Origin of the sequence: Thermus brevis (genome assembly GCF_026427635.1) — a bacterium.
Classification (GTDB): Bacteria; Deinococcota; Deinococci; order Deinococcales; family Thermaceae; genus Thermus; species Thermus antranikianii.
Genome location: NZ_CP102606.1, coordinates 2,155,024 through 2,181,435 on the forward strand (window position 1 = coordinate 2,155,024; position 26,412 = coordinate 2,181,435).

The 26,412-nt window shown below is 64.9% G+C and carries 26 protein-coding genes and 1 pseudogene; 21 read left to right on the plus strand and 6 right to left on the minus strand.

Translation table 11 applies throughout. The features are described from left to right. Window positions 1-10: 10 nt before the first annotated feature. From KQ693_RS11625 to KQ693_RS11635, 3 genes are all read left to right on the plus strand, one after another. Window positions 11-646, plus strand: a complete 636-nt coding sequence (locus KQ693_RS11625) for a DsbA family protein (RefSeq protein WP_267261383.1) — start codon at window positions 11-13, stop codon at window positions 644-646. Between the two features lie 69 nt (window positions 647-715). Further along, complete coding sequence (locus KQ693_RS11630; RefSeq protein WP_267261384.1) at window positions 716-2,251, plus strand: cation:proton antiporter family protein; 1,536 nt, start codon at window positions 716-718, stop codon at window positions 2,249-2,251. Beyond that, window positions 2,238-2,972, plus strand: coding sequence for a YebC/PmpR family DNA-binding transcriptional regulator (locus KQ693_RS11635; RefSeq protein WP_267261385.1), 735 nt, complete (start codon window positions 2,238-2,240; stop codon window positions 2,970-2,972). Before KQ693_RS11630 ends, KQ693_RS11635 begins: the two co-directional genes overlap by 14 nt. Window positions 2,973-3,016: 44 nt before the next feature. Here KQ693_RS11635 and secA read toward each other — a convergent pair whose 3' ends face one another. Genes secA through KQ693_RS11655 form a run of 4 tightly spaced genes read right to left on the minus strand, consistent with a single transcriptional unit; the run spans window position 3,017 to window position 7,659 of the window. After that, the gene (gene secA / locus KQ693_RS11640; protein ID WP_267261386.1) at window positions 3,017-6,013 is read right to left on the minus strand and encodes a preprotein translocase subunit SecA; all 2,997 of its coding nucleotides are present in this window, start codon (window positions 6,011-6,013) and stop codon (window positions 3,017-3,019) included. Between the two features lie 38 nt (window positions 6,014-6,051). Next, window positions 6,052-7,023 (minus strand): tRNA (adenosine(37)-N6)-threonylcarbamoyltransferase complex transferase subunit TsaD, encoded by a 972-nt coding sequence (tsaD, locus tag KQ693_RS11645; protein ID WP_038070030.1) that lies wholly within the window; start codon window positions 7,021-7,023, stop codon window positions 6,052-6,054. Between the two features lie 2 nt (window positions 7,024-7,025). Beyond that, window positions 7,026-7,406, minus strand: coding sequence for a type II toxin-antitoxin system VapC family toxin (locus tag KQ693_RS11650; protein WP_081892743.1), 381 nt, complete (start codon window positions 7,404-7,406; stop codon window positions 7,026-7,028). Next, window positions 7,372-7,659, minus strand: a complete 288-nt coding sequence (locus tag KQ693_RS11655) for a ribbon-helix-helix domain-containing protein (protein ID WP_015717696.1) — start codon at window positions 7,657-7,659, stop codon at window positions 7,372-7,374. Before KQ693_RS11655 ends, KQ693_RS11650 begins: the two co-directional genes overlap by 35 nt. A 57-nt stretch (window positions 7,660-7,716) precedes the next feature. Here KQ693_RS11655 and KQ693_RS11660 point away from each other — a divergent pair, with 57 nt between their 5' ends. The 16 genes and pseudogenes from KQ693_RS11660 to KQ693_RS12940 form a co-directional block, all read left to right on the plus strand. After that, entirely contained in the window at window positions 7,717-9,048 is a 1,332-nt protein-coding gene (locus tag KQ693_RS11660) for a vWA domain-containing protein (RefSeq protein ID WP_267261387.1), read from the plus strand. Window positions 9,049-9,055: 7 nt separating this feature from the next. After that, window positions 9,056-9,481, plus strand: coding sequence for a DUF1999 family protein (locus KQ693_RS11665; protein WP_015717698.1), 426 nt, complete (start codon window positions 9,056-9,058; stop codon window positions 9,479-9,481). 5 nt (window positions 9,482-9,486) lie between these two features. Further along, the gene (locus KQ693_RS11670; RefSeq protein ID WP_015717699.1) at window positions 9,487-9,696 is read left to right on the plus strand and encodes a hypothetical protein; all 210 of its coding nucleotides are present in this window, start codon (window positions 9,487-9,489) and stop codon (window positions 9,694-9,696) included. Window positions 9,697-9,780: 84 nt separating this feature from the next. Then, window positions 9,781-10,938 carry an acyl-CoA dehydrogenase family protein gene (locus KQ693_RS11675; RefSeq protein WP_267261388.1) on the plus strand — a complete coding sequence of 386 codons (1,158 nt, stop codon included), beginning with the start codon at window positions 9,781-9,783 and terminating at the stop codon, window positions 10,936-10,938. Between the two features lie 3 nt (window positions 10,939-10,941). Continuing rightward, window positions 10,942-11,841 carry a DNA polymerase III subunit delta gene (holA, locus tag KQ693_RS11680; RefSeq protein WP_267261389.1) on the plus strand — a complete coding sequence of 300 codons (900 nt, stop codon included), beginning with the start codon at window positions 10,942-10,944 and terminating at the stop codon, window positions 11,839-11,841. Window positions 11,842-11,918: 77 nt separating this feature from the next. Further along, window positions 11,919-13,313, plus strand: a complete 1,395-nt coding sequence (locus KQ693_RS11685) for a TldD/PmbA family protein (protein ID WP_267261390.1) — start codon at window positions 11,919-11,921, stop codon at window positions 13,311-13,313. Beyond that, window positions 13,310-14,620, plus strand: coding sequence for a TldD/PmbA family protein (locus tag KQ693_RS11690; protein ID WP_267261391.1), 1,311 nt, complete (start codon window positions 13,310-13,312; stop codon window positions 14,618-14,620). The genes KQ693_RS11685 and KQ693_RS11690 overlap by 4 nt, the downstream gene beginning before the upstream one ends. 43 nt (window positions 14,621-14,663) lie before the next feature. Beyond that, the gene (locus KQ693_RS11695) at window positions 14,664-14,918 is read left to right on the plus strand and encodes an AbrB/MazE/SpoVT family DNA-binding domain-containing protein (protein ID WP_219758630.1); all 255 of its coding nucleotides are present in this window, start codon (window positions 14,664-14,666) and stop codon (window positions 14,916-14,918) included. Next, entirely contained in the window at window positions 14,915-15,316 is a 402-nt protein-coding gene (locus KQ693_RS11700) for a type II toxin-antitoxin system VapC family toxin (RefSeq protein ID WP_267261392.1), read from the plus strand. Before KQ693_RS11695 ends, KQ693_RS11700 begins: the two co-directional genes overlap by 4 nt. After that, window positions 15,316-16,260 (plus strand): 2-hydroxyacid dehydrogenase, encoded by a 945-nt coding sequence (locus KQ693_RS11705; RefSeq protein ID WP_219758632.1) that lies wholly within the window; start codon window positions 15,316-15,318, stop codon window positions 16,258-16,260. The genes KQ693_RS11700 and KQ693_RS11705 overlap by 1 nt, the downstream gene beginning before the upstream one ends. Before the next feature lie 5 nt (window positions 16,261-16,265). Next, on the plus strand, window positions 16,266-17,012 hold the full coding sequence (locus KQ693_RS11710; protein WP_219758633.1) for a sulfite exporter TauE/SafE family protein: 747 nt from the start codon (window positions 16,266-16,268) through the stop codon (window positions 17,010-17,012). Window positions 17,013-17,073: 61 nt separating this feature from the next. Continuing rightward, the gene (locus KQ693_RS11715) at window positions 17,074-17,403 is read left to right on the plus strand and encodes an SPW repeat protein (RefSeq protein WP_267261393.1); all 330 of its coding nucleotides are present in this window, start codon (window positions 17,074-17,076) and stop codon (window positions 17,401-17,403) included. A 209-nt stretch (window positions 17,404-17,612) separates the two neighbouring features. Continuing rightward, the gene (pyrR, locus tag KQ693_RS11720; protein WP_267261394.1) at window positions 17,613-18,158 is read left to right on the plus strand and encodes a bifunctional pyr operon transcriptional regulator/uracil phosphoribosyltransferase PyrR; all 546 of its coding nucleotides are present in this window, start codon (window positions 17,613-17,615) and stop codon (window positions 18,156-18,158) included. Continuing rightward, window positions 18,155-19,060, plus strand: a complete 906-nt coding sequence (locus KQ693_RS11725) for an aspartate carbamoyltransferase catalytic subunit (protein WP_267261395.1) — start codon at window positions 18,155-18,157, stop codon at window positions 19,058-19,060. The genes pyrR and KQ693_RS11725 overlap by 4 nt, the downstream gene beginning before the upstream one ends. Before the next feature lie 28 nt (window positions 19,061-19,088). Further along, on the plus strand, window positions 19,089-20,369 hold the full coding sequence (locus tag KQ693_RS11730; RefSeq protein WP_267261396.1) for a dihydroorotase: 1,281 nt from the start codon (window positions 19,089-19,091) through the stop codon (window positions 20,367-20,369). Between the two features lie 4 nt (window positions 20,370-20,373). Further along, a pseudogene (locus tag KQ693_RS12940) lies at window positions 20,374-20,545 on the plus strand (Uma2 family endonuclease); the annotation flags it as partial. A gap of 3 nt (window positions 20,546-20,548) precedes the next feature. On the opposite strand, the gene KQ693_RS11735 reads toward KQ693_RS12940, so the two are convergent. Continuing rightward, entirely contained in the window at window positions 20,549-21,592 is a 1,044-nt protein-coding gene (locus KQ693_RS11735) for a quinone-dependent dihydroorotate dehydrogenase (RefSeq protein WP_267261397.1), read from the minus strand. A gap of 52 nt (window positions 21,593-21,644) precedes the next feature. On the opposite strand from KQ693_RS11735, the gene KQ693_RS11740 reads away from it, so the two are divergent. Together KQ693_RS11740 and lon are read left to right on the plus strand one after the other, a co-directional pair. Next, on the plus strand, window positions 21,645-22,184 hold the full coding sequence (locus KQ693_RS11740; RefSeq protein WP_267261398.1) for a hypothetical protein: 540 nt from the start codon (window positions 21,645-21,647) through the stop codon (window positions 22,182-22,184). 81 nt (window positions 22,185-22,265) lie between these two features. Continuing rightward, entirely contained in the window at window positions 22,266-24,653 is a 2,388-nt protein-coding gene (gene lon, locus KQ693_RS11745; protein ID WP_219758639.1) for an endopeptidase La, read from the plus strand. Here lon and KQ693_RS11750 read toward each other — a convergent pair. Next, a complete protein-coding gene (locus tag KQ693_RS11750) occupies window positions 24,650-26,335 on the minus strand; it encodes an AfsR/SARP family transcriptional regulator (protein WP_267261399.1) in 1,686 nt (561 codons plus the stop codon). The genes lon and KQ693_RS11750 overlap by 4 nt on opposite strands. Window positions 26,336-26,412 lie beyond the last annotated feature (77 nt).

Sequence of the window (26,412 nt, forward strand, 5' to 3'; positions counted from 1 at the left end):
GAGTAAACCCATGCAGCGCGCTATAGTTCTCGTAGTGGTGGCCCTGGCCCTTTTCGGCTTGGGCTGGATCCTTTGGGGTCCCAAGGGGAAAGCCGGGCTGGACCCCGCCCAAGGTGCCCGCTTTGCCCTGGGCGATCTCAACGCCCCCGTGGTGGTGGTGGACTTCTCCAACTACCTCTGCCCCCACTGCCAGAACCACGCCTTGAACGTCCTTCCCCGACTGAAAGCCGAGTACATCGACACCGGTAAGGTGCGCTACCTCTTCCGCGACTTCCCCTTCCCCGGCCAGGCCAACGTGATCCGGGCCAGCGAGGCCGCCGCCTGCGCCGCCGACCAAGGGCGCTACTACGAGTACCACGAGGTCCTCTTCCGGGCCGCCTCCAGCTGGGCAAACCTGCAGGGGAGCGTGCTGGACCGCTACTTGGTGGACCTGGCGGGGCAGATGGGGCTGGACGAGAACACCTTTAGCCAGTGCCTTTCCTCCAATAAGCACCGCGAGGGGGTCCTGGCCGACCAGAAGCTGGCCTCGGATCTAGGCCTCACCGGTACCCCCACCTTCTTCATCGCAGGGGAAAAGCGCACGGGCTTCCTGCCCTACGAGGAGTGGAAGACCCTCTTGGACAAGGCCCTGGCAGAAAAGAAGTAAGCCTTTCGGTGTAGGGGCAAGGGAGGGTACACCCCCCTTGTCCCATGCGGGTCTGCTACCCTGGAAGCCATGGAAGCCCTCTGGGTGGCCGCTGCCTTTACCCTGGGCCTCTTGGCCAGCCGCCTGGGGCTTCCTCCCCTGGTGGGCTATCTGGGGGCAGGCTTCGCCCTGCACGGCTTGGGCCTACGGGAGACGGAATTCCTGCACCGCGCGGCGGAGATCGGGGTGCTCCTTCTCCTTTTCACCGTGGGGTTAAAGCTCCGCTTTCAAGACCTCCTCGAGCCCCGCATCCTGGGAGTGGGCGGCCTCCACCTCCTGCTTTTCGCCCTGCTCGCCTTCCTTCTCGTGGGAAACCTTCCCCTGGCCATCGCCCTGGCCTTTTCCAGCACCGTGCTGGTGGTGAAGGTCCTCGAGGACAAGAAGGAGCTCACCACCTACCATGGCCGCCTCAGCGTGGGCATCCTGGTCCTGCAGGACCTGGTGGCGGTGGGCCTTATCACCCTTTATGGTGAGAACCAAATAAGCCCCTGGGTAGGGCTGGTTCTCCTCCTGCCCCTTCTCAGGTTTGCCGTGGCCTGGCTTCTGGAAAAAAGCGGCCACGACGAGCTACTCGTGCTCTTCGGCCTGGGCCTTGCCCTACTGGGAGGCGAGGGCTTCCGCCAGATGGGGTTATCCCCGGAACTGGGAGCCTTAATCATGGGCATCCTCCTCTCGGGCCACGAAAAGGGAGGGGAGATGGCCAAGGGGCTTTGGAGCCTCAAGGAAGCCTTTCTGGTGGCCTTTTTCCTGGATATCGGCCTCAGGGAAGGGCTACAGGGCGTGGAACTCGGGGTGGTCCTGTCCCTTCTCCTCCTGGCCTTGGTCAAAACCCCTCTCTTCTTCGCCCTGTTTCTCCTCTTCGGGCTTCGGGCCCGCACCGCCTTCGTGAGCGGCATGTACCTGGGCAACTACTCGGAGTTTGCCCTCATCGTGGGGGTCGTGCTGGAACGGGCGGGGCTTCTCCCCCATAGCCTTTCCACCCTGGCCCTTTTGGTGGCCCTTTCCATGGCGATTTCCGCACCCCTAGCCCGGTACAGCCATAGCCTTTACAAACGCCTCGAGGCCCGCCTCCTTCCCCTGGAGCGCCAGGGGCGCCACCCCGACCAGGAGCCCGAACGCCTGGAAGGGGCCACGGTGCTCATCGTGGGCATGGGCCGCACCGGGGGAGCCGTCTACCGCATCCTGGAGGCCAAGGGGGAGCGCCCGGTGGGCCTGGACGCCGACCCCGAGAAGGTGGCCCGCCACCAGGCCAAGGGGCGGAAGGTCCTCTACGGGGATGCGGAGGACCCCGAGCTCTGGGAACGCCTGGACCTTACGGGACTTAAGGCGGTGGTCCTGGCCCTGCCGGACCTCGAGGCCAAGGTCCTCGCCGCTCGCTGGCTGAAGGAGCGGGGCTTTAAGGGGATCCTGGCCGCCACCAGCTTCCACCTGGAGGAAGACCCCATCCTGGAAGCCGCCGGGGTGAGCCTCCTCTTCCACCCCTTCCGGGAGGCCGGGGAACGCCTGGCGGAGAAGGTGCTGGAAAGGCTGGCTATAATGGGTGAGGTGAGCCATGGCCGGTCATAGCAAGTGGGCACAGATCAAGCGCAAAAAAGCCGCCAACGACCTCAAACGCGGCAAGATCATCTCCAAGCACCTACGGGCCATCCAGGCGGCTGCCCGGGCGGGGGGAAGCCCCTACCCCGAGGCCAACGTCCAGCTTCGCAACGCCATCGAAGCCGCCCGCGCCGACGATGTCCCCATGGAAAACATCGAGCGCCTCCTGCAGAAGCTGCAAGGGGGAGGGGAAGGAGCCGAGCAGTACGAGGAGATCATCTACGAGGGCTACGCCCCGGGCGGGGTGGCCCTTCTGGTCTACGCCCTCACGGAAAACCGCAACCGCACCGCCGGAGAGGTGCGCCACGTCTTCAACAGGTACGGCGGCTCCCTGGGGGCCACGGGCAGCGTGGCCTGGCAGTTTGAGCGCAAAGGCGTGATCGTCTGCCAGAACTCCGAGGCCGCCCAGGAGGCAGCCATAGAACTCGGGGCCCTCGACCTTGAGGAGGAAGGGGAAAGCCTAACCATCTACACCGACCCCAGCGAAACCTACCGCATGGCCGAGGAGCTTAAAAGGCGGGGCATACCTGTGGAGGCGGTGGAGGTGGTGCAGCATCCCCAGAACACCGTGGCCCTGCCTCCTGAGGAGGCCGCCAAGGTGATGCGCCTGGTGGAGGCCTTGGAGGACCTGGACGACGTGCAGCACGTCTACACCAACCTGGACCCCGCTAGCCTCCAGGTGGAGGCCTAACCGAACTAGCTTTCCGGCCCGGGGCTACCCCCGGGCCGGTTTCCTCACTCTTTCTTGCGTTTCTTCTCCTCCCGCATGAGCCTTCGGCGCTCGGCCCGGGAAAGGCCAGGCTGGGGCGGTGGGGTGGTGGGGCGCTTCTTCTCCACGCCGAAGGGCCGGGCCTCCTCCTGGGGAGCGGGCACGGGCACGTAAGGAGCCTCCCGCACCGGGCGCACCGGCTCCGCCTCCACCTTGAGGCGGAAGAGGAACTTGGCCACCTCCCCCTTGATGAAGCCCACCATGTCGTTGAACAGCCGGGTGGCCTCGATCTTGTACTCCTGGAAGGGGTCCTTCTGACCATAGCCCCGCAGGAAGATGCCCTGGCGGAGCACGTCCAGGTTATGCAGGTGCTCCTTCCAGGCGGAGTCCACCACGTTGAGGATCACGAAACGCTCCACCGCCCGCATCAGGGGAGGGGTAAGCTCCTGCTCCCTGGCCCCGTAGGCCTTCAAAGCCGCCTCCACCAGGCGCTCCACGCCCTCTTCGGGCTTTAAGGTGCGAAGCTCCTCAAAGGGGAAGTCCGCAAGCTGGGGCACGGTGTCCAGGAGGGTGGCCTTTAGGGCATCCAGGTCCCAGTCCTCGGGGTGCACCTGGGGGTTCAGGATGTTTTCCGCAATCCCCGCCATCGTTTCCTCCACCATGCCCAAGGCCGCCTCCTTCACCTCCTCATCCGTGCCCAAGAGGATCAGGCGGCGCTGGGCGTAGATGACCTCCCGCTGGCGGGCCATCACGTCGTCAAACTGCAAAAGCTGCTTGCGGATGGCGAAGTTGCGGTCCTCCACCCGCTTCTGGGCCCGCTCGATGGAACGGGTCACCATGGGATGTTCGATGGGCTCAGAGTCGTCAAAGCCCATGCGGTCCAGCATGGCGATGACCCGGTCTGAGGCGAAAAGGCGCATGAGGTCGTCGTCAAAGCTCACGTAGAAGCGGCTTCCCCCCGGGTCCCCCTGGCGCCCGGCCCGGCCCCGAAGCTGGTTGTCGATGCGGCGGGACTCGTGCCGCTCGGTGCCCAGGATGAAAAGCCCTCCCAGTTGCCGCACCCGTTCCTCGTCCGCCTTGCACTCCTCCCGGATCTGGCGGATCTTTTCCTGGAGCTCTTCCTTTATCCCCAGCTCCTGGGCCAGGGCCCGGGCCTCCTCCTCCTGGCCCGCCACCATCTTCTTGATGAAGAGCTCCACCTTCCACTCGTACCGGTCAAAGCCCTCCTTCTCCAATAGGGCTGCCGCCAGGTACTCGGGGTTCCCCCCCAGCTTGATGTCCGTGCCCCGGCCCGCCATGTTGGTGGCGATGGTGACGGTCTTGCTCCGGCCCGCCTGGGCCACGATCTCCGCCTCCTTGGCGTGGTGCTTGGCGTTCAGGACCTGGTGGGGAATGCCCTGGCGCAGGATGCCCAGGGTATGCACAGCCCGCTTTAAGCCCTCCCAGGCGGCGCGCAGGTTGCCCTTCGGGGGAATAAGGCCCTCAAAAGCCGCAAGGTCCTCATCCTTAAGCTGGGTGGGCTTTTCCAGAAGCTTCCTCAGGCGCTCCCACTCCTCCCCCTGTTGCTTCTGGCTGGCTTTCTTGAAAAGCTCCAGGCGCATCTCCAGCCGGGGCAGATAGAGGCGGGGCTCCTTGAGCATCTGGGAAAGCCTTTCGGACTTTTCGATGCTGATGGTGCCCACCAGGACCGGCTGGCCCCGTTCGTACTTCTCGGCAATCTCCTCCACCACCGCATAGAACTTGCCCTTTTCCGTGCGGTAGACCACGTCGGGGAAGTCCTGCCGGATCATGGGGCGATTGGTGGGCACCACCACCACGTCCATGCCGTAGATCTCCTGGAACTCCTTCTCCTCGGTCTTGGCGGTGCCGGTCATCCCGGCCCGCTTCTCGTAGAGGCGGAAGAAGTTCTGGTAGGTGATGGTGGCCAGGGTCTGGTTCTCCCGCTCAATCTTGACCCCCTCCTTGGCCTCAATGGCCTGGTGGAGGCCTTCCCCGTAGCGCCGCCCTGGCATCAGGCGGCCCGTGAACTCGTCCACGATGATAACCTGGCCATCCTGGACGATGTAGTCCCGGTCCCGGTGGTAGAGCTCCTTGGCCCGGATGGCCTGGATGAGCATGTGGGCGAGCTCCATGTTCTCGGGGCTGAAAAGCCCCTCCACCCCAAGGAGTTTTTCCGCCTTGGCAATGCCCTGGAGGGTGAGGTGCACGGAGCGGTTCTTCTCCTCAATGGTGTAGTCCCCCGTGGGCTCCTTGCGCACCCCGGGCTCCGGGGGAAGGCCTCGCTCGAGCTTCTTGGCGATCTCCGCCATCTTGTAGTAGAGATCCGTGGCCTTCTCCGCCGGGCCGGAGATGATCAAAGGGGTGCGGGCCTCGTCGATGAGGATGGAGTCCACCTCGTCGATGATGGCGTAGTGCAAGGGAGTGTCGTGGCGAAGCACCAGCTGGTCCGGGCTGATGGCCATGTTGTCCCGGAGGTAGTCAAAGCCCAGCTCGGAGTTGGTCACGTAGGTGACGTCGGCCAGGTAGGCCTTGCGGCGCTCCTCGGGGGTGGAGCTGTGCTGGATGACCCCCACCGTGAGGCCTAGGCCACGGTACACGGGCCCCATCCACTCGGCGTCGCGGCGGGCCAGGTAGTCGTTCACCGTGACCACGTGGACACCCTTACCCCTTAGGGCATTCAGGGCCACGGCCAGGGTGGCCACCAGGGTCTTGCCCTCCCCGGTCTTCATCTCCGCGATCTTGCCCTCGTGGAGCACCGCCCCGCCGATGAGCTGCACATCAAAGTGGCGCATGCCCAAATAGCGCTTGGCGGACTCGCGGGTCAAGGCGAAGGCCATGGGGAGAAGCTCCTCGAGGCTCGCTCCCCTCTCGTGCTTCTCCTTGAGCTCCGCGTAGGCCGCGGCCAGGTCAGCGATCTTCTCCACCTCCGGCTCCAGCCGGTTGGTGGGCTCCACCACTTGCTTGTAGTAGCGGGCAATCTCCCGCTCGTTGTTGTCAAAAAGCTTCCGTATGAGGCCCAGCATCCTAAGGCCGATTGTACCCCTCCAGGATGAGAAAGCCTTCAGGCCTCCTCGAGGGGCCAGTAGGCGGTGGCCCCAAGGGACAGGGGACTAGGGGGAAAACCTCCTTGGTAACGGCGCCAGGCGGCCAAGGCCACCATGGCCCCGTTGTCCTGGGAAAGGCCCCTAGGGGGGAAGTACACGGTAAGCCCCGCCTCCTGGAAGCGAGCCTGCAAGGCCCGGTTGGCGGCCACCCCTCCCGCCACCAGAAGCACCCGGTGGCCCGTGTCCTGGGCAGCCCGGATGACCACCTGGGCCAGGTGCTCCACCGCCGCCTCCTGAAACCCCCTGGCCAAGGCCGGGGCGGGATGCCCAGCCTCCACCAGCTGCACCGCCTTGGTCTTGAGGCCGGAGAAGCTGAACTCGTACCCCTTCTGGTCCTTGAGAGGAACGGGGAAGGGCACCTTCTCCCTGGCTTCCTGGGCCAGACGCTCGATCTCGGGTCCCCCGGGAAAGCCCAGGCCGAGAAGCCTCGCCACCTTGTCAAAGGCCTCCCCGACGGCATCATCCCGGGTAGCCCCGAGAAGCCGGTAACGGCCCAGGGCCTCCACCGCGAAAAGGTGGGTGTGCCCACCCGAGGCCACCAGGGCCAAGAAAGGGGGGTTCAGGCCAGGAGGCCAGGCAGCGGCGATGTGGGCCTCGAGGTGATGGATGGCATAGAAGGGCTTCCTCAAGGCCCAGGCCAGGCCCTTGGCGAAGGTGTACCCCACCAGCAGGGCCCCGATGAGCCCAGGGCCACGGGTGGCCGCCACCAAGGAAAGATCCTTGGGCCCTATCCCCGCCTCGGCCAGGGCCGTTTCCGCAAGGGGGCGGATGACCTTCAGGTGCTCCCGGCTGGCCAGCTCGGGCACCACCCCCCCGAAAGCCTGGTGCAGGGCCACCTGGCTGGCCACCAGGTTCACCGCCACCTCCCCGTCCTTCACCAGGCCTACCCCTGTGTCGTCACAGGAGGTGTCAATGCCCAAAATCCACATGGCTATCCTTCCCTCGGATCCAGCACCGGGCCCGGGTAATGGTGGGTATTGGAACTGACCAAGGTAAGGCCGTGCACCTCTGCCGCTGCCCATTGCAACAGGTCCACTAAAGGAAGCCGGGCTCCCTGGACCTTCCTCTCCCAAAAAAGCCTTGCAGCCCGCTCGGCTACCGCGAAGTCTAAAGGCGCGAAACCCAGCTCCCGGAGAAACCGGCGCTGGGCCTCCAATCCCCTCTCCGGAACGCCCGCCAACACCTCCGCCACCGTAATGGGCGTAACCCACAGGGTCGCCCCCTGGGCCAGACTCCCCCGCACCCAGGCCACCACCCGGGGATGGCCCCGAAAGAGATCAATGATCACCGTGCTGTCCAGGAGATAACGCATCCAAACGGGCCTCCGCTTCCCCTCTCAAAGTCCGGACATAGCCCACCACATCCTCCGGCGTGGCCCAGTGGGGAGCCTCCTCAAAACCCACGGAACCCGCCACCTCCTCCACCAGGGAGAGAAGCCGCACCCGCCTGAGGTAGTCTTCCAGGGCCTCCGCCACCACCTCGCTTCGGGAACGCCCCTTCCGCTCCTCGTCCAGGCGCTTTACAAGCTCTTCCGGAAGCCTCAAGTGCACCAGCACCCCGGGCATGGTATCACCTCCTGCTACTCTAGCAGATACCCTCAAGAAGGGACTAGGCTAAGGGCGATGCTCTGGCTCCTCCTTCCGGTGCTCCTCCTCGTCTACCTCCTTTACCGGGCGAGGAGGCCTAAGGTGCGCCCCTGGGCCGGGGTATGGCTTTGGCAGAGGGGCAGGAGGAAGCGCTTTCGGCCCCGGCTGGACTCAAGGCTTTTCCTCCTTCTCCTGGCGGCCGCCCTGATGGTCCTGGCCCTCGAGGATCCCCCCTTGGGGCCCTCCCCCATGGTCTTCGTGGTGGACACCTCTGCCAGTATGGCCACCCGGGAAGGAGCCAAGACCCGTTTGGACCTGGCCAAGGAAAGGCTTCTCCCCCTCCTGGAAAAAGCCCCAGAGGCCGTCTTGGTGAGGGCTGGGGAAAAGCCGGAAGCCTATGGCCCTGCCCCCGGCATCGCCCTGAGGACCCGACTCCTGGCGCTGGAGGCAAGGGACCGGGAAGCCCGGCTGGAGGAGGCCATCGCCCTAGGACGGAGGCTTCTAAAGGCCCCGGTCCTGGTGGCGAGCGACGGCCCCCCGCCCCATGGGGCGGAGGGGTACATCGGGGTGGGAAGCCCCAGGGAAAACCTGGGGATCGTGGCCGTGGCCCAGGGGTTCCTGGCCTTAGGGAATAGCGCAAGCCGCACCCTTGTCGCCCGGGTGGAGGTGGGGGGCAGGGTGGAGGAGGTACGGGTTCCAGCCCGGGGCTTCGCCCGGCTGGAGAACCTTCCCCCCACCTTTACCGCCCGGCTCCTGAATGGAGGTGCCTTGGACTTGGACGACGAGGCGGGCTTCGGCCTAAAGCGGCTTGGGGTGGACTACCCCAAGGCCCCCGCCTTGGAAAGGCTCTTCCTCCTCCTGGGGGCGGCTCCCGGGGAGGAGGTGCGGGTGCGCATCGGGGTACCCCAGGGGCTTCCCGATAGGCCAACCCTCTACCTGGCCCCTTCCGGGGGAAACCCTACCCCGGTTCTCCTCGCTACGCCTCATCCCCTCCTGGAAGGGGTGGCCCTTTTGGGGGAGCGCCTGCCCCCTCCTCCCCCGCCCCCCAGTTCCTGGCGGCCCCTGGTGGAAGGGGAGGATGGGGTGGGCCTTGTCTACTTCACGGAAGGAGGGCTTTACCTGCCCCCCTTGGCCACCATCCAGGAGCACCCCTTCTTCCCCCTCCTGGTCTACAACTTCCTCAAACCCTACCGGGAGGTGCGCACGGGCCTCCTTTCCCCCGGGGAAACCCTTCTTCCCACCCCCGGACCCAGCTTTCTTCCTCCAAGCCAGGGAGGGGCAGGCCGGTTCCTCGCCCTCCTCGCCGCCTTGGTGCTCCTCCTCGAGGCCCTACTCTTCCGCCCCAAACCCCGGGCCCAGGAAGCATAATGGGCCCATGCGCTTCCGTCCTTTCACCGAGCTGGATCTGCACCTCCTCAACCGGGTGGCGGGAAGCCGGCCCTTGAGCCTGGGTGCCGTGCGCTTTTTCGCCCGCACCGGCCACTCCTTCCTGGCGGAAGAGGGGGAGGAGCCCATGGGCTTCGCCCTGGCCCAGGCGGTGTGGCAGGGGGAGGCCACCACGGTCCTCGTCACCCGGGTGGAGGGCAGGAACCAGGCGGTCCTGGAGGGCCTCCTGGCCGCCGTGGTGAAAAGCGCCTACGACGCTGGGGTCTACGAGGTGGCCCTGCACCTGGACCCCACACGGGAGGATCTTCAAGCGGCCTTACAGGCCCAGGGATTTGCCATCGGACCCTTGGTCCTGGCGGTGAGGGTCCTGGGAAGCCGGGGGCAAAGGGGAGAAACCCGGGGCGTCCTAGAATAGGGACCATGAACCGGGTTCTCATCGGCATCCGGGGAGAGCCTACCCCCGAGGGGATGGAGCGGATCCTTAAGGCGCTACGGGACCTCGAGGGCACCTCCCAGGTCCAGGCCACCGGCCCCGCCCAGGTCCTGGTGGAGTACGACCCCCAGGTCCTGACGGTGATGGACCTCCTCCGCACCATCCGGGAGCAGGGCTTTTTGGCGGGAATGCTCTGATACCACTCTACCTTGGCTTTCGCCGAGGTGCCATGAGGAGCTATTCCCCCTCTTCTTCCGGTAAACTGCCCCTCGAGGTGCCCCATGCTGGACTTCTACGCCCTAGAAGACCTCCTCACCCCGGAGGAGAAGGAGATCCAAAAGGCCGCCCGTCGCTTCCTGGAAAAGGAGGCCCTGCCCTATATCCGGGACTGGTGGGAGGAAGGAGTCTTCCCCACCCACCTCATACCCCGGTTCGCGGAGCTGGGCTTCCTGGGCCCCACCCTGCCCCCGGAGTACGGAGGAGCAGGGGTTTCCAGCGCCGCCTACGGGCTCATCGCCTACGAGCTGGAACGGGTGGACTCGGGGCTTAGGAGCTTCGTGAGCGTGCAAAGCTCCCTGGTCATGTACCCCATCTACGCCTTCGGCAGCGAGGAGCAGAAGCGGGAGTTCCTGCCCAAGCTGGCCCGGGGGGAGATGGTGGGCTGCTTCGGCCTCACCGAACCCGATGGGGGGTCGGACCCCTACGGCAACATGAAGACCAAAGCCCGCCTCGAGGGGGACACCTGGGTCCTGAACGGCACCAAGATGTGGATCACCAACGGCAACCTGGCCCATATCGCCATCATCTGGGCCAAGGACGAGGAGGGGCGGGTTCTGGGCTTCATTGTTCCCACCGACACCCCAGGCTTCCAGGCCCGGGGGGTGAAGCACAAGATGAGCCTGAGGGCCTCGGTGACCAGCGAGCTGGTGCTGGAGGAGGTGAGAGTGCCCGAGGCCCTGCGCTTGCCCAAGGCTGAGAGCCTCAAGGCCCCCCTTTCCTGCCTCACCCAGGCCCGCTTCGGCATCGCCTGGGGGGTTCTGGGAGCCTTGGAGGCAGTGTACACCGAGGCAGTGGAGTTCGCCAAAAGCCGGAGCACCTTCGGCGAGCCCATCGCCAAAAAGCAGTTGGTGCAGGCCAAGCTGGCGGAGATGCTGGCCGATCACACGGAGGGGCTGCTTCTCGCCTGGCGCCTGGCCCGACTAAAGGACGAGGGGAAGCTCAAGCCGGCCCAGGTTTCCCTGGCCAAGCGGCAGAACGTGTGGAAGGCTCTGAAGGCCGCCCGCCTAGCCCGGGACATCCTGGGGGGAAGCGGCATCACCCTGGAGTACCACGCCATCCGCCACATGCTCAACCTGGAAACCGTCTACACCTACGAGGGCACCCACGACATCCACACTCTGGTCCTGGGGCGGGAGGCCACGGGGCTGAACGCCTTCTAAAGCATGGTCATCGCCTTCACGGGGGATCCCTTTCTGGCCAAGGAGGCCCTCCTCCAGGAGGCCTCCCTTCGGGGCCTCACCCACTTCACCGAACCCACCCCGGAAGCCCTGGCGGAGGCCCTAAGCCCCGGGCTTTTCGGGCAAGCTGGGGCCATGCTGGACCTGAGGGAGGTGAGCGACGGGGAGTGGAAGGCGCTAAAACCCTTTCTGGAAAACGTCCCCGAAGGGGTGGCCGTGCTCCTCCTTGACCCCAAGCCCACCACTGCCCGGGCCGCTTTCTACCGCACCCGGGAGCGGCGGGACTTCCCTACCCCGAAGGGCAAGGACCTCGTCCGCCACCTGGAAAACCGGGCCAAGCGGCTGGGATTCAGGCTACCCGCCGGCATCGCCCAGTACCTGGCCTCCCTGGAAGGGGACCTCGAGGCCCTGGAACGGGAGCTGGAGAAGCTCGCCCTTCTCCCACCTCCCCTCACCCTGGAGAAGGTGGAACGGGTGGTGGCCCTAAAGCCCCCCGTAAGCGGGTTTGACCTGGTGCGGGCGGTTTTGGAAAGGGAGGCCAAGGCCGCCTTTCGCCACCTAAGGCGGCTAAGGGAGGAGGGGGAGGAGCCCCTAAGGCTCCTTGGGGCCTTCGCCTGGCAGTTTTCCCTTCTGGCCAGGGCCTGGATGCTTCTCAAGGAAAACCCCAGGCCCACGGAAGCCGACCTCGCCCGCCTCGAGGCCCATCCCTACGCGGCCAAAAGGGCGCTGGAGCTGGCTCGAGGCCTCCCCAAGGAAGCCCTCGAGGCCAGCCTGGACGCCTTGATCCAGGCGGAGCGCCGGGCCAAGGAGGGCAAGGATCCCTGGCTGGCCCTGGAAAGGGCGGTCTACACCCTCCTCCACCTCACCCCGGCAGAACCTGCGTGACACCCCCAAAGGAGTCCTCCAGGGAATTCTTCCCTAAGGAGTTGACCCACGGGTCAGTCCTGGGTTAGCCTCCTTCCATGCTAAGCCCAGATCTGGTGGAAACCCTCCTGCGGCAAGCCCTAAAGGGCGGGGCCGACTTCGCCGAGATCTATGCGGAGCGCTCCCGGAGGCGGCGCATGATCGTGCGTTCGGGCCGCCTGGAGGAGGCCATCTCCGGCCTGGACTACGGGGCGGGCCTCCGCCTCTTCTTCGGCACCGAGGTGGTCTACGCCTACACCAACCAGCTCACCCGCGAAGGCCTTCTGGAAGCCCTGGAAACCCTCCTCCGGGCCAAGGGAGCCATGGGCCAGGTGGACGAACGGGGTGCTGGGGGCCTGGACTTCCGCAAGGCTCTCCCCAAGGGCCTTCACACCCCCAGGACGCCCTACGGGGAAAAGGACAAGCGCTACCGCCTGGAAAGGCTTCTGGAGGCCGAGGCCGGCGCCAGGATCGCCCCGGAGATCAGGCAGGTGGAGGCCAGCCTCCAGGAATGGGAGCAGGAAGTCCTGATCGCCAACACGGAGGGCACGTGGGCCGAGGAAAAGAGGGTCCGCACCCGGCTTTTCGTCCTGGCGGTGGCCCAAGACTGCACGGAGGTGCAAACGGGCTACGCGGCCCCTGGCAAGAGCGTGGGCCTGGAGCTCTTCGACCTCTTCCCCCCCAAGGAGGTGGGGGCCAAGGCCGCCCGCCAGGCCCTCACCAACCTGCGGGCCAAGCCTGCCCCCGCCGGGACCATGCCCGTGGTGGTGGGGAACGCCTTCGGCGGGGTTATCTTCCACGAGGCCCTGGGACATCTTTTGGAAACCACCAGTGTGGCCAAAAAGGCCAGCGTCCTGGCCGATAGGCTTGGGGAGGAGGTGGCAAGCCCCGCGGTGACCTACATCGACGACGGCACCCTCCCCCACGCCTGGGGTTCCACGGAGGTGGACGACGAGGGCCGCCCCACGGAGCGCACGGTGCTCATCGAAAGGGGCATCCTCAAAAGCTACATGGTGGACCGCCTGGGCCATCTTCTCACCGGCTACCCCATGACCGGCTCGGGCCGCAGGCAGGACTACACCTTCGCTCCCACCTCGAGGATGCGCAACACCTTCATCGCCCCGGGGGACAAGGAGGTGGAAGACCTCATCGCCAGCGTGGAGTTCGGCCTCTACGCCAAGGAGTTGGGAGGCGGACAGGTGAAGCCGGGCTCCGGGGAGTACAACTTCGCTGTGCAGGAGGGATACATCATCCGCCACGGGCGCCTGGAAGAACCCGTGCGCGGGGCCATGCTGGTGGGCAAGGGGCCGGAGACCATCAGGAAGGTGGTGGCCGTGGCCAAGGACTGGGAAAACGCCCCCGGGATGTGCGGGAGCCTCTCGGGAATGGTGCCCGTGGAGGTGGGCCAGCCCCATGTGCTGGTCTCGGAAATCGTGGTGGGAGGTAGGGCATGACGCTGGAGGAAGCCAAGCGGTACCTCTTGAGGCGGGCCCGGGAACTGGGCCTTCAGGCGGAAGTCCTCTTCCAGGAGGAGCGGGAGCTTTCCTTAAGGGCCCGGCAAGGTACCCTGGAGGAGATCAAGGAAGCCCGCCAGGGGGGAATCGGCCTCAGGGTGGTGGTCCAAGGCCACGTGGGCTACGCCTACACGGAAGAGCTTGCCCCGGAGGCCTTAGAGTGGGCCCTATCGGAGGCCAGGGACAACGCCCTTCTTGCGGGAAAGGAAGGCTTCATCCCCCCGGGCCAGGCTTTGGGAAGCCACGACCTTCTGGGGGAGGGCCTTTCTGCTCCCCTGGAAGCCAAGAAGCAAAGCGCCCTGGAACTGGAAAGGGCCTTGCGGGACGACCCCCGCACCCGAAGCGTCCTCATGGGGAGCTACATGGAAAAGGAGGTCCGGGTGGCCCTCTCCAGCACCTTAGGGGCCGAGGGTGCCCTCCGCACAGGGCTTGCTGGGCTGGGGGGTAGCTTGGTGATGGGGGATGGCCCAAGCCTCAAGCAAGGCTGGGACTTCAAGCTGGCCAAGGAGTTTCACCTCCTGGACCCCGGCCGCACCGCTTTGGAAATCCGGGAGAAAACCGCCAGGCACTTAAACGCCAGGCCCCTCCCCACCGGCCGTTACCGGGCCTACCTGGAGCCCAAGGCCATGGCAGGGCTTCTCCTGGTGCTTTCCCGCTCCCTTTCCGCCAAAAGCGCCCTCGAGGGCAAAAGCCGCCTCTTAAACCGGCTTGGGGAGCGGATCGCCTCGGAATGGGTCACCCTGGTGGACGACCCCACCCTGGAAAAGGGCTTCCTTTCCCGCCCCTTCGACGCCGAGGGCACCCCGGCCCGGCGCACGGTGGTGGTGGAGAAGGGAATCTTCAAAACCTTCCTGCACAACGCGGAAACCGCCAGGGCCCTGGGCCAGGAGAACACCGGCCACGCCTTCCGCACCTACCGCGGAATCCTGGACGTGGCTCCCACCAACCTCTACCTGGAGCCCGTGGGCAACCTGCGCCTGGAAAAGGGTGTCCTGGTGACCGAGTTCATGGGCCTACACGCCGGGGCCAACCCCGTGAGCCTGGATTTCTCCCTGCAGGCCCTGGGGCTTTGGGTGGAAGAGGGAGAGGTGCGCTATGCGGTGGAAAACTTTGCGGTGGCCGGGAACCTTTTGGAGCTTCTCCAAGCCATCGAGGCCGTGGGGGACGAACTGGACTGGGAGGTGATGGGGGCCGCCTTCGGAAGCCCCTTGGTGGCGGTGGCGGAGCTTTCCTTTGCGGGAGCTTAGGGTAAAGCAAAATGCGCTTGGTGATTTATGCTAAGCCAAAGGCGTGGCTACGGTCACCATCAGCCCCAAATACCAGATCACCCTGCCCGCCGAGGTTCGGCAGGCCTTGGGTCTCCATCCCGGGGAAAAGCTCCTGGTGGAAGTGGTGGGGGGAGAAATCCGCCTACGCCCCTGGCGCCCACTGGTGCGGCAGCTTTTGCGGGAACTTCTCCAAGCCTATCCCGAGGAAGCCGAGGCCGTGGGAAAGATCACGAGGCACGACGCGGTGGGCTATATCCGGAAACTGCGCAAGGGATGATCAGCCTGGACACCAACATCATCCTCGCTGCCCTGGACCCCCAGGACGCTCAACATGAGAAGGCCGTCTTCCTGCTGGACGAGCTATCCCCGGAGATCCTTTTCATCAGCCCCCCGGTTTACGCTGAACTTTGCGCCGGGCAAGGGTGGCCCCTCATAGGGGCTTTCCTTGAAGGCCTGGGGATCCACCTGCGGCCTGAGATGCCCCTTCCCATCTGGGAACTGGCGGGCGAGCGCTTTGGGCTTTACGCTCAAAAGAGGCGAAAAACCTCTCTGCCCTGGCGCATCCTGGCGGATTTCCTTGTCGGCTCCCACGCTCTTTACCACGGCGTAAGCCTGGCCACTTTTGACCCTGGCCCCTACTGGCTTGCCTTCCCTGAGCTCGAGGTGGTGCCCTGATGCCCAAGGGAAAAATCCTTGTAACCCGTAGCCTTCCGGGAAAGGCCTTGGACCGTTTACGGGAAGCAGGTTACCCGGTGGAGGTCCACGAGGGGCTTTTCCTTCCCCGGGAAGACCTCCTCAAGAGGGTGGAGGGAGCCATAGGCCTCATACCCACCGTGGAGGACCGCATCGACGCCGAGGTGATGGACCGGGCCCCGGAACTGAAGGTCATCGCCTGCTACAGCGTGGGGGTGGATCACGTGGACCTCGAGGCGGCCAAAGCCCGGGGCATCCGCGTGACCCACACCCCCGGGGTGCTTACCGAGGCCACCGCTGACCTCACTTTGGCCCTTCTCCTGGCGGTGGCCAGGCGGGTGGTGGAGGGAGTGGACTACGCCCGAAGGGGCCTTTGGCGGGCCTGGCATCCCGAACTTCTTCTGGGAATGGACCTCCAGGGCGCCACCCTGGGCATCGTGGGCATGGGCCGTATCGGCCAGGCGGTGGCCAAAAGGGCCGAGGCCTTCGGGATGAAGGTGGTCTATACGAGCCGTGCTCCAAAGCCCCTTCCCTACCCCCACCTTTCCCTGGAGGAACTCCTGGCCACATCCGACATCGTGAGCCTCCACACCCCCTTGACCCCCGAGACCCACCGCCTCATGAACCGGGAAAGGCTTTTCGCCATGAGGCCGGGAAGCATCCTGATCAACACCGCCCGGGGAGGCCTCGTGGACACGGAGGCCCTGGTAGAGGCCTTAAAGGGGCATCTTTTCGGAGCCGGCCTGGACGTCACCGATCCCGAGCCCTTGCCCCCAGGGCATCCCCTTTACACCCTTCCCAACGCCGTCATCACCCCCCACATCGGCTCGGCAGGAAGGCGAACCCGGGAACGCATGGCGGAGATGGCGGTGGAGAACCTCCTCTTTGCGCTGGAGGGCAGGGAACCGCCAAACCCGGTAGTATGAGCCCCATGAGCTTCGTCATCGGCCTTCTCGGTGGGGGCTTTGGGGGGCTCGTGGGGCTTGGGGGAGGCACGGTGATGATCCCCCTGATGGTGGGGGTTCTCAGGCTTTCCCAGCACAAGGCCCACGGCACTAGCCTAGTGGCGGTCTTCTTCACCGGGTTCATGGGAGCCCTCACCTACGGGCTCCAGGGGTCCTTGAGCCTTAAGGCCGCCTTGTTCTTGGCGGCCACCGCCATCCTCACCGCCCGCCTAGGGGCCCGCTACGCCCACGGCCTGGCGGAAAAGGACCTCAAGCGAGCCTTCGGCTTCTTCCTCCTGTTCGTTTCCCTTCTGCTTCTCCTTAAGCCCTACCTGGCCCCCGTGGGCCTGGTGCGGGGCGAGGTTTGGGAGGATCTCACCCTCCTCCTGGCGGGAGGCCTCACCGGCTTCCTCTCGGGCATGATGGGGGTGGGAGGAGGGACCATCATGGTCCCGGCCATGGTCCTGGTCTTGGGCATGGACCAGCACACCGCCCAGGGCACGAGCCTCCTCGCCATGGTACCCGCCAGCCTGGTGGGGGCCTATACCCACTACCGCCTGGGCAACGTGGATACCCTCCTGGCCCCTGGCCTGGTACCTGGGGTGTTCCTAGGTACCTTTTTGGGAGGCGAGGCCGCCCACTTTCTACCCGAGGCCACCTTACGCCTGGTCTTCGCCATGGTGCTTTTATGGACTTCCTGGCGGTACCTCCGTCCCTCCGGCAGGAAACGGTGACCTTTTGCACTATTCCTCGAGGCCAAGGTGGACTACCGTAAAGAAGAAAGGAGGTGGGCAAATGCAACGCTGGCAGGATTGGGCCAATCTTGTCCTTGGCGTCTGGCTCATCCTTTCCCCGTGGCTTTTGGGCTTTAGCGGCACCCCCGCCGCCATGTGGAACGCGGTCATCGTGGGGGTAGTGGTGGGGCTTATGGCCCTCATGCACCTCCGGGGTGGCCCCTTGTGGGAGGAGTGGGTGAACGTGGTCCTGGGCATCTGGCTCATCCTCTCCCCCTGGATCCTGGGGTTCAGCGGCATGGGAAACGCCATGTGGAATGCCCTTATCGTGGGCGTCCTGGTGGGTGTCCTGGCCCTAAGCGTGGCGCGGGAAAAACCCCGGGCAGCCTGAACTCCGAGCCCATGCTTCAGACCTTCCGCCTAGGATGAACCCTAGGCGGGTTGGCCTCTTGCACCACCTGGGGACAGGAGGTAAGGTAAGGTCGGCCTTTAAACCGGTCCCGTGAGGCCGGAAAGGGGGAGAGATGAAACGATATAAGGACGGCCATTGGAAAAAGCCAGGCGGGGGCTTCGGCCTCCGCTTCTTTTTGGAGGTGCTTTGTGCGCTTTAAGGCGGAGCTTCTGAACGCCGAGGAGATGCGGCGGGCTCTACACCGCATCGCCCACGAGATCGTGGAAGCCAACAAGGGCGTGGAGGGCTTGGCCCTTGTGGGCATCCACACCCGGGGCATTCCCTTAGCCGAACGCATCGCCCACTACATCCGGGAGTTTGAGGGGAAGGAGGTACCGGTGGGAATGCTGGACATCACCCTCTACCGGGATGACCTTTCCGAGATCGGGATCCGGCCCCAGGTGCGCCAGACCCGGATTCCCTTTGACATCACGGGTAAGGCCCTGGTCCTGGTGGACGATGTGCTCTACACGGGCCGCACCGCCAGGGCAGCCTTGGATGCCCTCATGGACCTAGGCCGTCCCAGGCGCATCTACCTGGCGGTTCTGGTGGACCGGGGGCACAGGGAACTCCCCATCCGGGCCGACTTCGTGGGCAAGAACGTCCCCACGGCCAAAAACGAGGTGGTGAAGGTGAAGGTGGAGGAAGTGGACGGGGAGGACCGGGTGGAGCTTTGGGAAAGGGAGGAAGCATGAGGCACCTCCTGGATTTCCAGGGCTGGACTCGAGGCCAGGTGGAAAACATCCTGGACACCACCAGGGTGATGGCCGAGGTGCTGGAAAGGCCGGTGAAGAAGGTGCCGGCCCTCCAGGGCTTCACCGTGGCCACGGTGTTCTTTGAGCCCTCCACCCGCACCCGCATCTCCTTTGAACTGGCAGCCAGGCGCATGTCCGCGGATGTGGTGTCCTTCGCCGCCCAGGCCAGCAGCCTGCAAAAGGGGGAAAGCTACAAGGACACCCTGCTTACCCTCGAGGCCATGGGCATAGATGCCTATATCATCCGCGCCGACAGCGCCGGGGTCCCTCACCAGGCCGCCCGCTGGGTAAAGGGAGTGGTGGTGAACGGGGGGGATGGCCGCCGGGCCCATCCCACCCAGGCTCTTCTCGACGCCTACACCCTCCTGGAGGCCCTGGGAACCCTGGAGGGCATGAAGATCGCCATCGTGGGGGATATCCTTCACTCCCGGGTGGCCCGCTCCAACGTGGAGCTTCTCCCTCTTCTCGGGGCTGAGGTGTGGGTGGCAGGCCCCCCCACCCTTCTCCCCCAAAGCCTTCCCGGAGCCAGGCTCACCCCGCACCTGGACGAGGCTTTGGCGGAAGCGGATGCGGTTATGGTGCTGAGGCTCCAGAAGGAGCGCATGGAAGCCGGCCTCATCCACCTCCAGGACTACATCGCCCACTACCAGGTGACGGAAAAGCGCCTAAGAAACGCCAAACCCCAAGCCCTCCTCCTCCACCCCGGCCCCATGAACCGGGACATCGAGCTGGAAGGCACCCTGGCGGACTCGGAAAGAAGCCTGGTGAACCGCCAGGTGCGAAACGGGGTGGCGGTGCGCATGGCGGTACTTTACCACCTCCTGGTGGGGAGGGAGGGGTAACACACCCCCTTTGAAGGGAGAGGAGAGCATGCTGCTCATCAGGAATGTCACGCTGGTGGACGCCTTAGGGGAACGGGGTCCTGCGGATGTGCTCATCGGGGAAGGCAGGATCCTTAGCCTAAGCGGTGGGGAAGCGGAAAGGATTCTGGACGGGAAGGGCCTCCTCTTGGCCCCTGGCTTCCTGGACCTGCACGCCCACCTCAGGGAACCTGGCCAGGAGGTGAAAGAGGATCTGGCCAGCGGGCTTTTGGCCGCCGTGCGGGGAGGGTACACGGATATCGTTTCCATGCCCAACACCACACCTCCCGTGGACACCCCGGAGGCCGTGCGGGCCCTGAGGAAGAAGGCCCAGGCCCTGGGGCTTGCCCGGCTCCACCCCGCCGCCGCCCTGACCCAGGGCCAGGAGGGAAAGGCCCTCACGGAAGCCGGGCTCTTAAAGGAGGCCGGTGCCTCCCTCCTCACCGACGACGGCCACACCAACGAGGATGCTGGAATCTTGGCGGCAGGGCTTCTGCAGGCTTCCGCCTTCGGCCTCCCCGTGGCGGTGCACGCCGAGGATGCCTCCTTGCGCCGGGGTGGGGTCATGAACGATGGCCCCCTGGCCGACTTTTTGGGCCTTCCGGGAAACCCGAAAGAGGCGGAAGCCGCCCGGATCGCCCGGGACCTCGAGGTCCTGCGCTACGCTGTACGCCGGAGCCAAAAGAAACCCCACCTCCACATCCAGCACCTCTCCACCAAGCGGGGCCTGGAGCTGGTGCGGGAGGCCAAGAGGGCTGGGCTCCCGGTCACCGCCGAGGCCACTTCTCACCACCTCACCCTCACCGAGGAGGCCCTACGTTCCTTTGACCCTCTCTTCAAGGTGGCCCCACCCCTCCGCACCCAAGAGGATGTAGAAGCCCTCATAGAAGGCCTTCTGGAAGGCACCCTGGACGCCGTCGCCACCGACCACGCCCCCCACACCCAGGCGGAGAAGGAGATGGACCTCTTGCGGGCACCCTTTGGGATACCCAGCCTCGAGGTGGCCTTTCCCCTCCTATACACCGAGCTTCACCTGAAGCGGGGCTTCCCCCTAAAGCGCCTGGTGGAACTCTTCACCGACGGTCCCCGCAACATCCTGGGCCTGAAGCCCATCCATCTGGAGGAAGGAGCCGAGGCCAGCCTCGTCCTCCTGGACCCCAAGGAGCGTCCCGTGGAGCCCAGGAACTTCGCCTCCAAGGCCCGGTTTTCCCCTTGGGCAGGGTGGGTCTTAGGGGGGTGGCCGGTTCTCACCCTGGTGGTAGGGCGGGTGGTGTACCAGGCGTTAGAATAAGAGCGTGCTGAAAAAGCTCCTGGAAGCCGATCAACTGGGCCTGCGTCTGGAATGGGGGGCTTCCCCTTTGGGAAGCCCAGCCCACCTACCGGCACCAGAAGGCCGTGGACCGCATTCGCCAAAGCATCCGCCCTAAGAAGGGCTCCTCGTGCCCTTGCATCCACTTTGCGGTTGTACCCTCACCGTCTAGGAGCCCATATCTCCTCCAGACTTCTCACCCCCTCCGCCTCCATAAGCTTCAGAAGGCCCTTCAGCACCCGGCGGGGGAAAAGGGGACCCCCGTAGACGAAACCCGTGTAGACCTGGACCAACCTGGCTCCTAGCTTCAGGCGCTCCCAGACATCCTCAGGACCCTCCACTCCTCCCACGCTCACCAGGGTGAGGCCCTCCACCCCCGAAAGATGCCGCAGCACCTCTAGGGCCCGTTCCTTCAAGGGCCTCCCTGAAAGCCCTCCGGCTTCCGTGGCCAGGGAGCTTTTGAGGTTTGGGCGCTCCAAGGTGGTGTTCACCGCCACCAGGCCCTCGAGGCCATGCTTCAAGCAAAGCTCCACCGCTTCGTCGAGGGCTTCAAAGGTGAGGTCCGGGGCCACCTTGAGGAGAAGGGGCTTTCGGGTGACGGGGCGAAGCCGGGAAAGAAGCTCATCCAAAAAGGGACCTTCCTGCAGGGTGCGTAGCCCCGGGGTGTTGGGAGAACTCACGTTGAGGACGAAATAGTCCCCATAAGGCTCCAGGACCTGCAGGGCCCTTTGGTAGTCCTCCGCCGCCCCTTCCAAAGGGGTATCCCGGTTCTTGCCCAGGTTCACCCCCACGGGGAAACGAAGCCCCCTTTCCCGAAAGCGCTTAAGCCTCCTAGCCGCCTCCTCCGCCCCTTGGTTGTTGAAGCCCATGCGGTTGATAAGGGCATGGTCCTCCACCAGCCGAAAAAGCCGGGGTCTGGGGTTCCCTTCCTGGGGCCTGGGGGTGAGGGTACCCACCTCGGCGAAACCGAAGCCCAAAGCCCACCAGGCCCCCAAAGCCCGGGCATCCTTATCCATCCCCGCCGCCAGGCCCAAGGGATTGGGAAAGCGAAGGCTAAAGGCCTCCACCTCGAGCCTCGAGTCCTCCACCCTAAGAAGCTTCGCGGGAACCTCCAGCATGGGCCCTCGTTCCGACCAGAAGGAAAGAAGCCTTAAGGTGAGCTCGTGGGCCTCCTCCGGGTCCAGGGCGAAGAGCAGGCGGTGCATACGGGCCCATGGTACCTTGACATAGCCGTCCTTTCCAAGGTATACCTAGCCCATGCGTGAGGGCTTCCGTATCGGCTTGAAGAGCCTTGTCCTAAGCCTCGGCTTTCTACTTGCCGCCTGCTCCTTTACCGTTACCGTGACTCTCCCCGACCAAACCTTCAGCGCCCAAGCCCTGCCCAATACCCAGGGGAAAATCCTTTACCCAAAAAATCCAGCCACCTTTGACCCACCCCCTGTTTCCCCCAAGAGCGTGCTCATCCAAGGCACCCTTGAGGCCGATCAGCCCTTAAACACCACCCTAACCTTCTACGTGCGTCTTCAGGATCCCAAAACCGATCCCAATTGCACAGACCTCAGCATCTTTTACAACCTTCCCGCCTACGCTTGTAGCATCGGCCCCGACGACGAAAAATCGGGAGAAGCTTCCTTTAACAACTCTTCCTCTGCCCCCTTAACCCTAACGGGCAGGAACCTCACCCAGGGCATCGCCCAGGGCCAGTTCTGGCTGGGCCTCGAGGTGCAGGGCCTGCCCCAGGGCCTGGTGAACTTTGCCCTCAAAAACCTCAAGGCCACGGTGACGGTGGGCTTTTGAAAAGCCAAACCCACTCCTTCCGGGGGCCTTTGTGCCTCCGGGTTTTTTCTTTGCCCCTGCCGGCGCTATGATAGGGACTAGATGAAGGACGTCTTGCGCCTGGAACTTCCCGTACTTCCCCTGAGGAACACCGTGATCCTCCCCCACACCACCACCGGGGTGGACGTGGGTCGCCCCAAGAGCAAAAGGGCGGTGGAGGAGGCCCTTAACGCCGATCGTTACATCTTCCTGGTCACCCAAAAGGACCCCGAGGTGGACGACCCCACCCCTGAGGACCTCTTTGCGGTGGGCACCTTGGCGGTGGTCAAGCAGGCCATGCGGCTGCCCGACGGCACCCTGCAGGTGATGGTGGAGGCCAGGAACCGGGCCCGCCTGGTTTCCTACGTGGCCGCCCCCTACCTGAGGGCTGTGGGAGAAGTGCTGTCCGAGCCTCCCCTGCAGGACCCAAGCCTCGCCCGGGTCCTGGTGAACGAGGTGCAGGAGGCCTTTGAACGCTACCTGCAAAACCACAAAACCCTGCGCCTGGACCGCTACCAGCAGGAAGCGGTTAAGAGCACCCTGGACCCCGCCATCCTGGCGGACCTGGTAACCCACCACGCCACCTGGAGCCTCGAGGAGAAGCAGGAAATCCTGGAGACCCCGGAGGTGGAGGAAAGGCTTAAAAAGGTCCTAGCCCTGCTTCTTCGCGATCTGGAGCGCTTTGAGCTGGACAAGAAGATCGCCGCCCGGGTCAAGGAGCAGATGGACCAGAATCAACGGGAGTACTACCTCCGGGAGCAGATGAAGGCCATCCAGAAGGAGCTCGGGGGTGGGGAGGACTTCCTTTCCGAGATCGAGGAGCTCCGGGAGCGCATCGAGAAAAAGGGCATGCCCGAGGGGGTTAAGGAAAAGGCCCTCAAGGAGCTTAAGCGCCTGGAGCGCATGCAGCCCGGCTCCCCCGAGGCCACGGTGAGCCGGACCTATCTGGACTGGCTTTTGGATGTTCCCTGGACTGAGGCTGACCCGGAAGTCCTGGACATCTTCGTCACCAAGCGGGTCCTGGATGAGGACCACTATGGCCTCAGGGATGTAAAGGAGCGCATCCTGGAATACCTGGCGGTGCGCCAGCTTACCCAGGAGAAGGAGGTTAGGGGTCACGCTCCCATCCTCTGCTTCGTGGGACCTCCCGGGGTAGGCAAGACCTCCTTGGGCAAGAGCATCGCTCGAAGCATGAACCGCAAGTTCCACCGCATCTCTTTAGGTGGCGTGCGGGACGAGGCGGAGATCCGGGGCCACCGGCGCACCTATATCGGAGCGCTTCCCGGGAAGATTATCCAGGGGATGAAGCAGGTGGGGGTGGTAAACCCCGTCTTCCTGCTGGACGAGATCGACAAGCTCTCCTCCGACTGGCGGGGGGACCCGGCCTCGGCCCTGCTAGAGGTCCTGGACCCCGAGCAGAACCACACCTTCACCGACCATTACCTGGATGTTCCCTACGACCTCTCCAAGGTCTTCTTCATCACCACCGCCAACACCCTAAGCACCATTCCCAAGCCCCTTCTGGACCGGATGGAGGTCATCGAAATCCCAGGCTACACCCTCCCGGAGAAGCGGGCCATCGCCCGCCACTTCCGCTGGCCCTTCCAGGTTAAGGAAGCGGGCCTCGAGGGCAAACTGGAGGTCACCGATCGGGCCATAGAGCGCATCGTGCAGGAGTACACCCGGGAGGCGGGGGTGAGGAACCTGGACCGGGAGCTTTCCAAGGTGGCCCGCAAAGCGGCCAAGGACTACCTCGAGAGCCCCTGGGAGGGCGTGCGGGTGGTGGATGCCCAGGACCTCGAGGCCTACCTGGGCGTGCCCAAGTACCGCCCGGACCGGGCGGAGAAGGCTCCCCAGGTGGGGGTGGCCCAGGGCCTGGCCTGGACTCCTTACGGCGGAGCCCTCCTCACCATCGAGGCCGTGGCCGTACCCGGAACGGGCAAGGTAAACCTCACCGGCAACCTGGGGGAGGTGATGAAGGAATCGGCCCACGCCGCCCTCACCTATCTTCGGGCCCACCGGGAGGAGTGGAGCCTGCCTGAGGGCTTCCACAAGGAATACGACCTCCACATCCACGTTCCCGAAGGAGCCACTCCCAAGGATGGCCCCTCCGCCGGCATCACCATGGCCACTGCCCTGGCCAGCGCCCTCACGGGGCGCCCCGTGCGGATGGACATCGCCATGACCGGGGAGATCACCCTCAGGGGCAAGGTTCTGGCCATCGGCGGGGTAAAGGAAAAACTCCTGGCTGCCCACCAGGCGGGCATCTTCCGGGTAGTCCTGCCCAAGGAGAACGAACCCGAGCTTAAGGAGGTCCCCGAGGAAATCCTCAAGGACCTGGAGATCACCTTCGTGGAGGAGGTGGGAGAGGTGCTCAGGCTCCTCCTCCTGCCTCCTAGCCCACCCCCCGTGGCCCCCACCGACCGGCCGCAACCGGGTGCCGGGGCCTAAACCTCCACCACCTGGCCCAAGGGAGCCAGTACCCGGAGGGTTCCTGGTGCAGGCCGGTAGGCGTTCAGCCTGAACTCCGCCAGCCCCCGCACCCCAAGCCCCAAGCGGTACACCCCTGGGGGCAGAAGAAGGAGGTACTCCAAGGGGTTTTCCGGGAGAACCGTCCCCCAAAAAAGGCTGCTTCCCAAGGGGGTAGGCAGGAAGTATAGGCTCCGCTCCTCCCCAAGAAGACGCAAGGGAAAGGAAGCGGAATCGGGACCCAGGCCCAGAGGAAGCTCCTGGTAGACCCGTCCCTCCAACTTGACCACCGCGGGTTCGGAAAGCACCAAGGGCACCTCCACGGGCTCCCCGCCCAGGGAAACCAAGGAGAACACCTCCGGAGCTTCCAAAGGCAGGGAAGGCCCGAGGCCCAGCGAAACATTAGGCGGGGGGAAATCTGACCACGGGAACTGCGGATCCGCGCTCACCCGTCGCCACTCCTTAAGGCCCCGCAGCAAGGCCTTCGGCTCCAAGGGCTCCCCGGCCCGGCTGAGGTGAAAGGCCTCGGCCACCGGGTCCCCTAGCTGGCGAAAGGCTTCGGCCAGCTGGAGATGGAAACGAACCCTTTCCCCCTGGGGAACAGCCGAACAGAGATAGCGGCGGAACTGGGGTTCGGTAAGCCAGTAGCGGCCCTCAAAAAAGCTGAGCCAGCCCTTATGCTCCAGTTCCCCCAGATGTGCCCCAAACCCCAAAGCCTCGGCCAAGGGAGCAGGGAAAGCCCTTGGGTGAAGGGCCAGCATCTCCAGGGCTTTCCTGGCGGACTGGGAAAGGTGGCGCGCCTCGAGGGCCACTATGGCCCGCACCCGCTGGGGCAGGGCCTGGGGATCCCCCATGGCCAGAAGCTCCCGCAACACCCCGGGCCGCCCCCCACTTTCCAAGTAAAAACGGGCCGCCTCCTCAAAGGATAGATGGCGGAGAAACCGCTGGCGAGCCTCGGAAAACTCCAGGCGAGGCACCTGGAAAACCCGGGTAATCTCGGCGGGAAAGCGGGCCCTTAGAGCCAAAAAGAAGGCTGGATCTTCCCCGAAAAGGCTTCTGGCCACCACCAGCACCTGCCCTGGGTTAAGGCGGAGTTTCAAGGCTTCTTCCTTGGCGGGCAAGGGGTCCGAAAGGTAGAAGACCCCCGGCCCCTGACCCAGCCCTTCCCGGAGGGGTAGGCCCAACCTGCCCGCCAGCAAGCAGGCCAGCTCCTCCTGCCCCGAACCCGGCGGACCGATCAGCACCACCAAAGCGGGGGGACGCACCTCCTTTAGCCCCTCGAGGAGAGGTAGGGCCTCCTTGGGAACCTCCCGGCGAGCCCTCTGCACATGCACCCAATCGGTAAACGCTGGGGAGAGGTCCTCGAGGCCCTCCAGCACCTCCTCGCCCCCCGGAGTGGGATCCAGCTCCACGCCAGGGGGCAGTTCCAGAATCCTGCCCTGAAAGGTACCCTTCCCGAAAACCCTGCGGAGGTGGGTAAGCTCCACCCGCAGGTTCTGCAGGGCGGCCCTGTGGCCCCAGAGGAGATCCGCCAGCTTTTCCCGGCGGGTGGGACCCTCGAGGGCCAGGTAATAGAGAATACCCAAGGCCTTCCGCCGCAAGGAAAGGGACCCCAGTGGTCCTTCCGCCCGGGCAGGGCCGTATAGGGGCAACCGCACCTTCATTCCTCTCACCCCGTTAACCTAATCGTTAAGAAACCGTTAAGAACATCCTCACCCTTCACCTTAAGCTTAACGCCTAA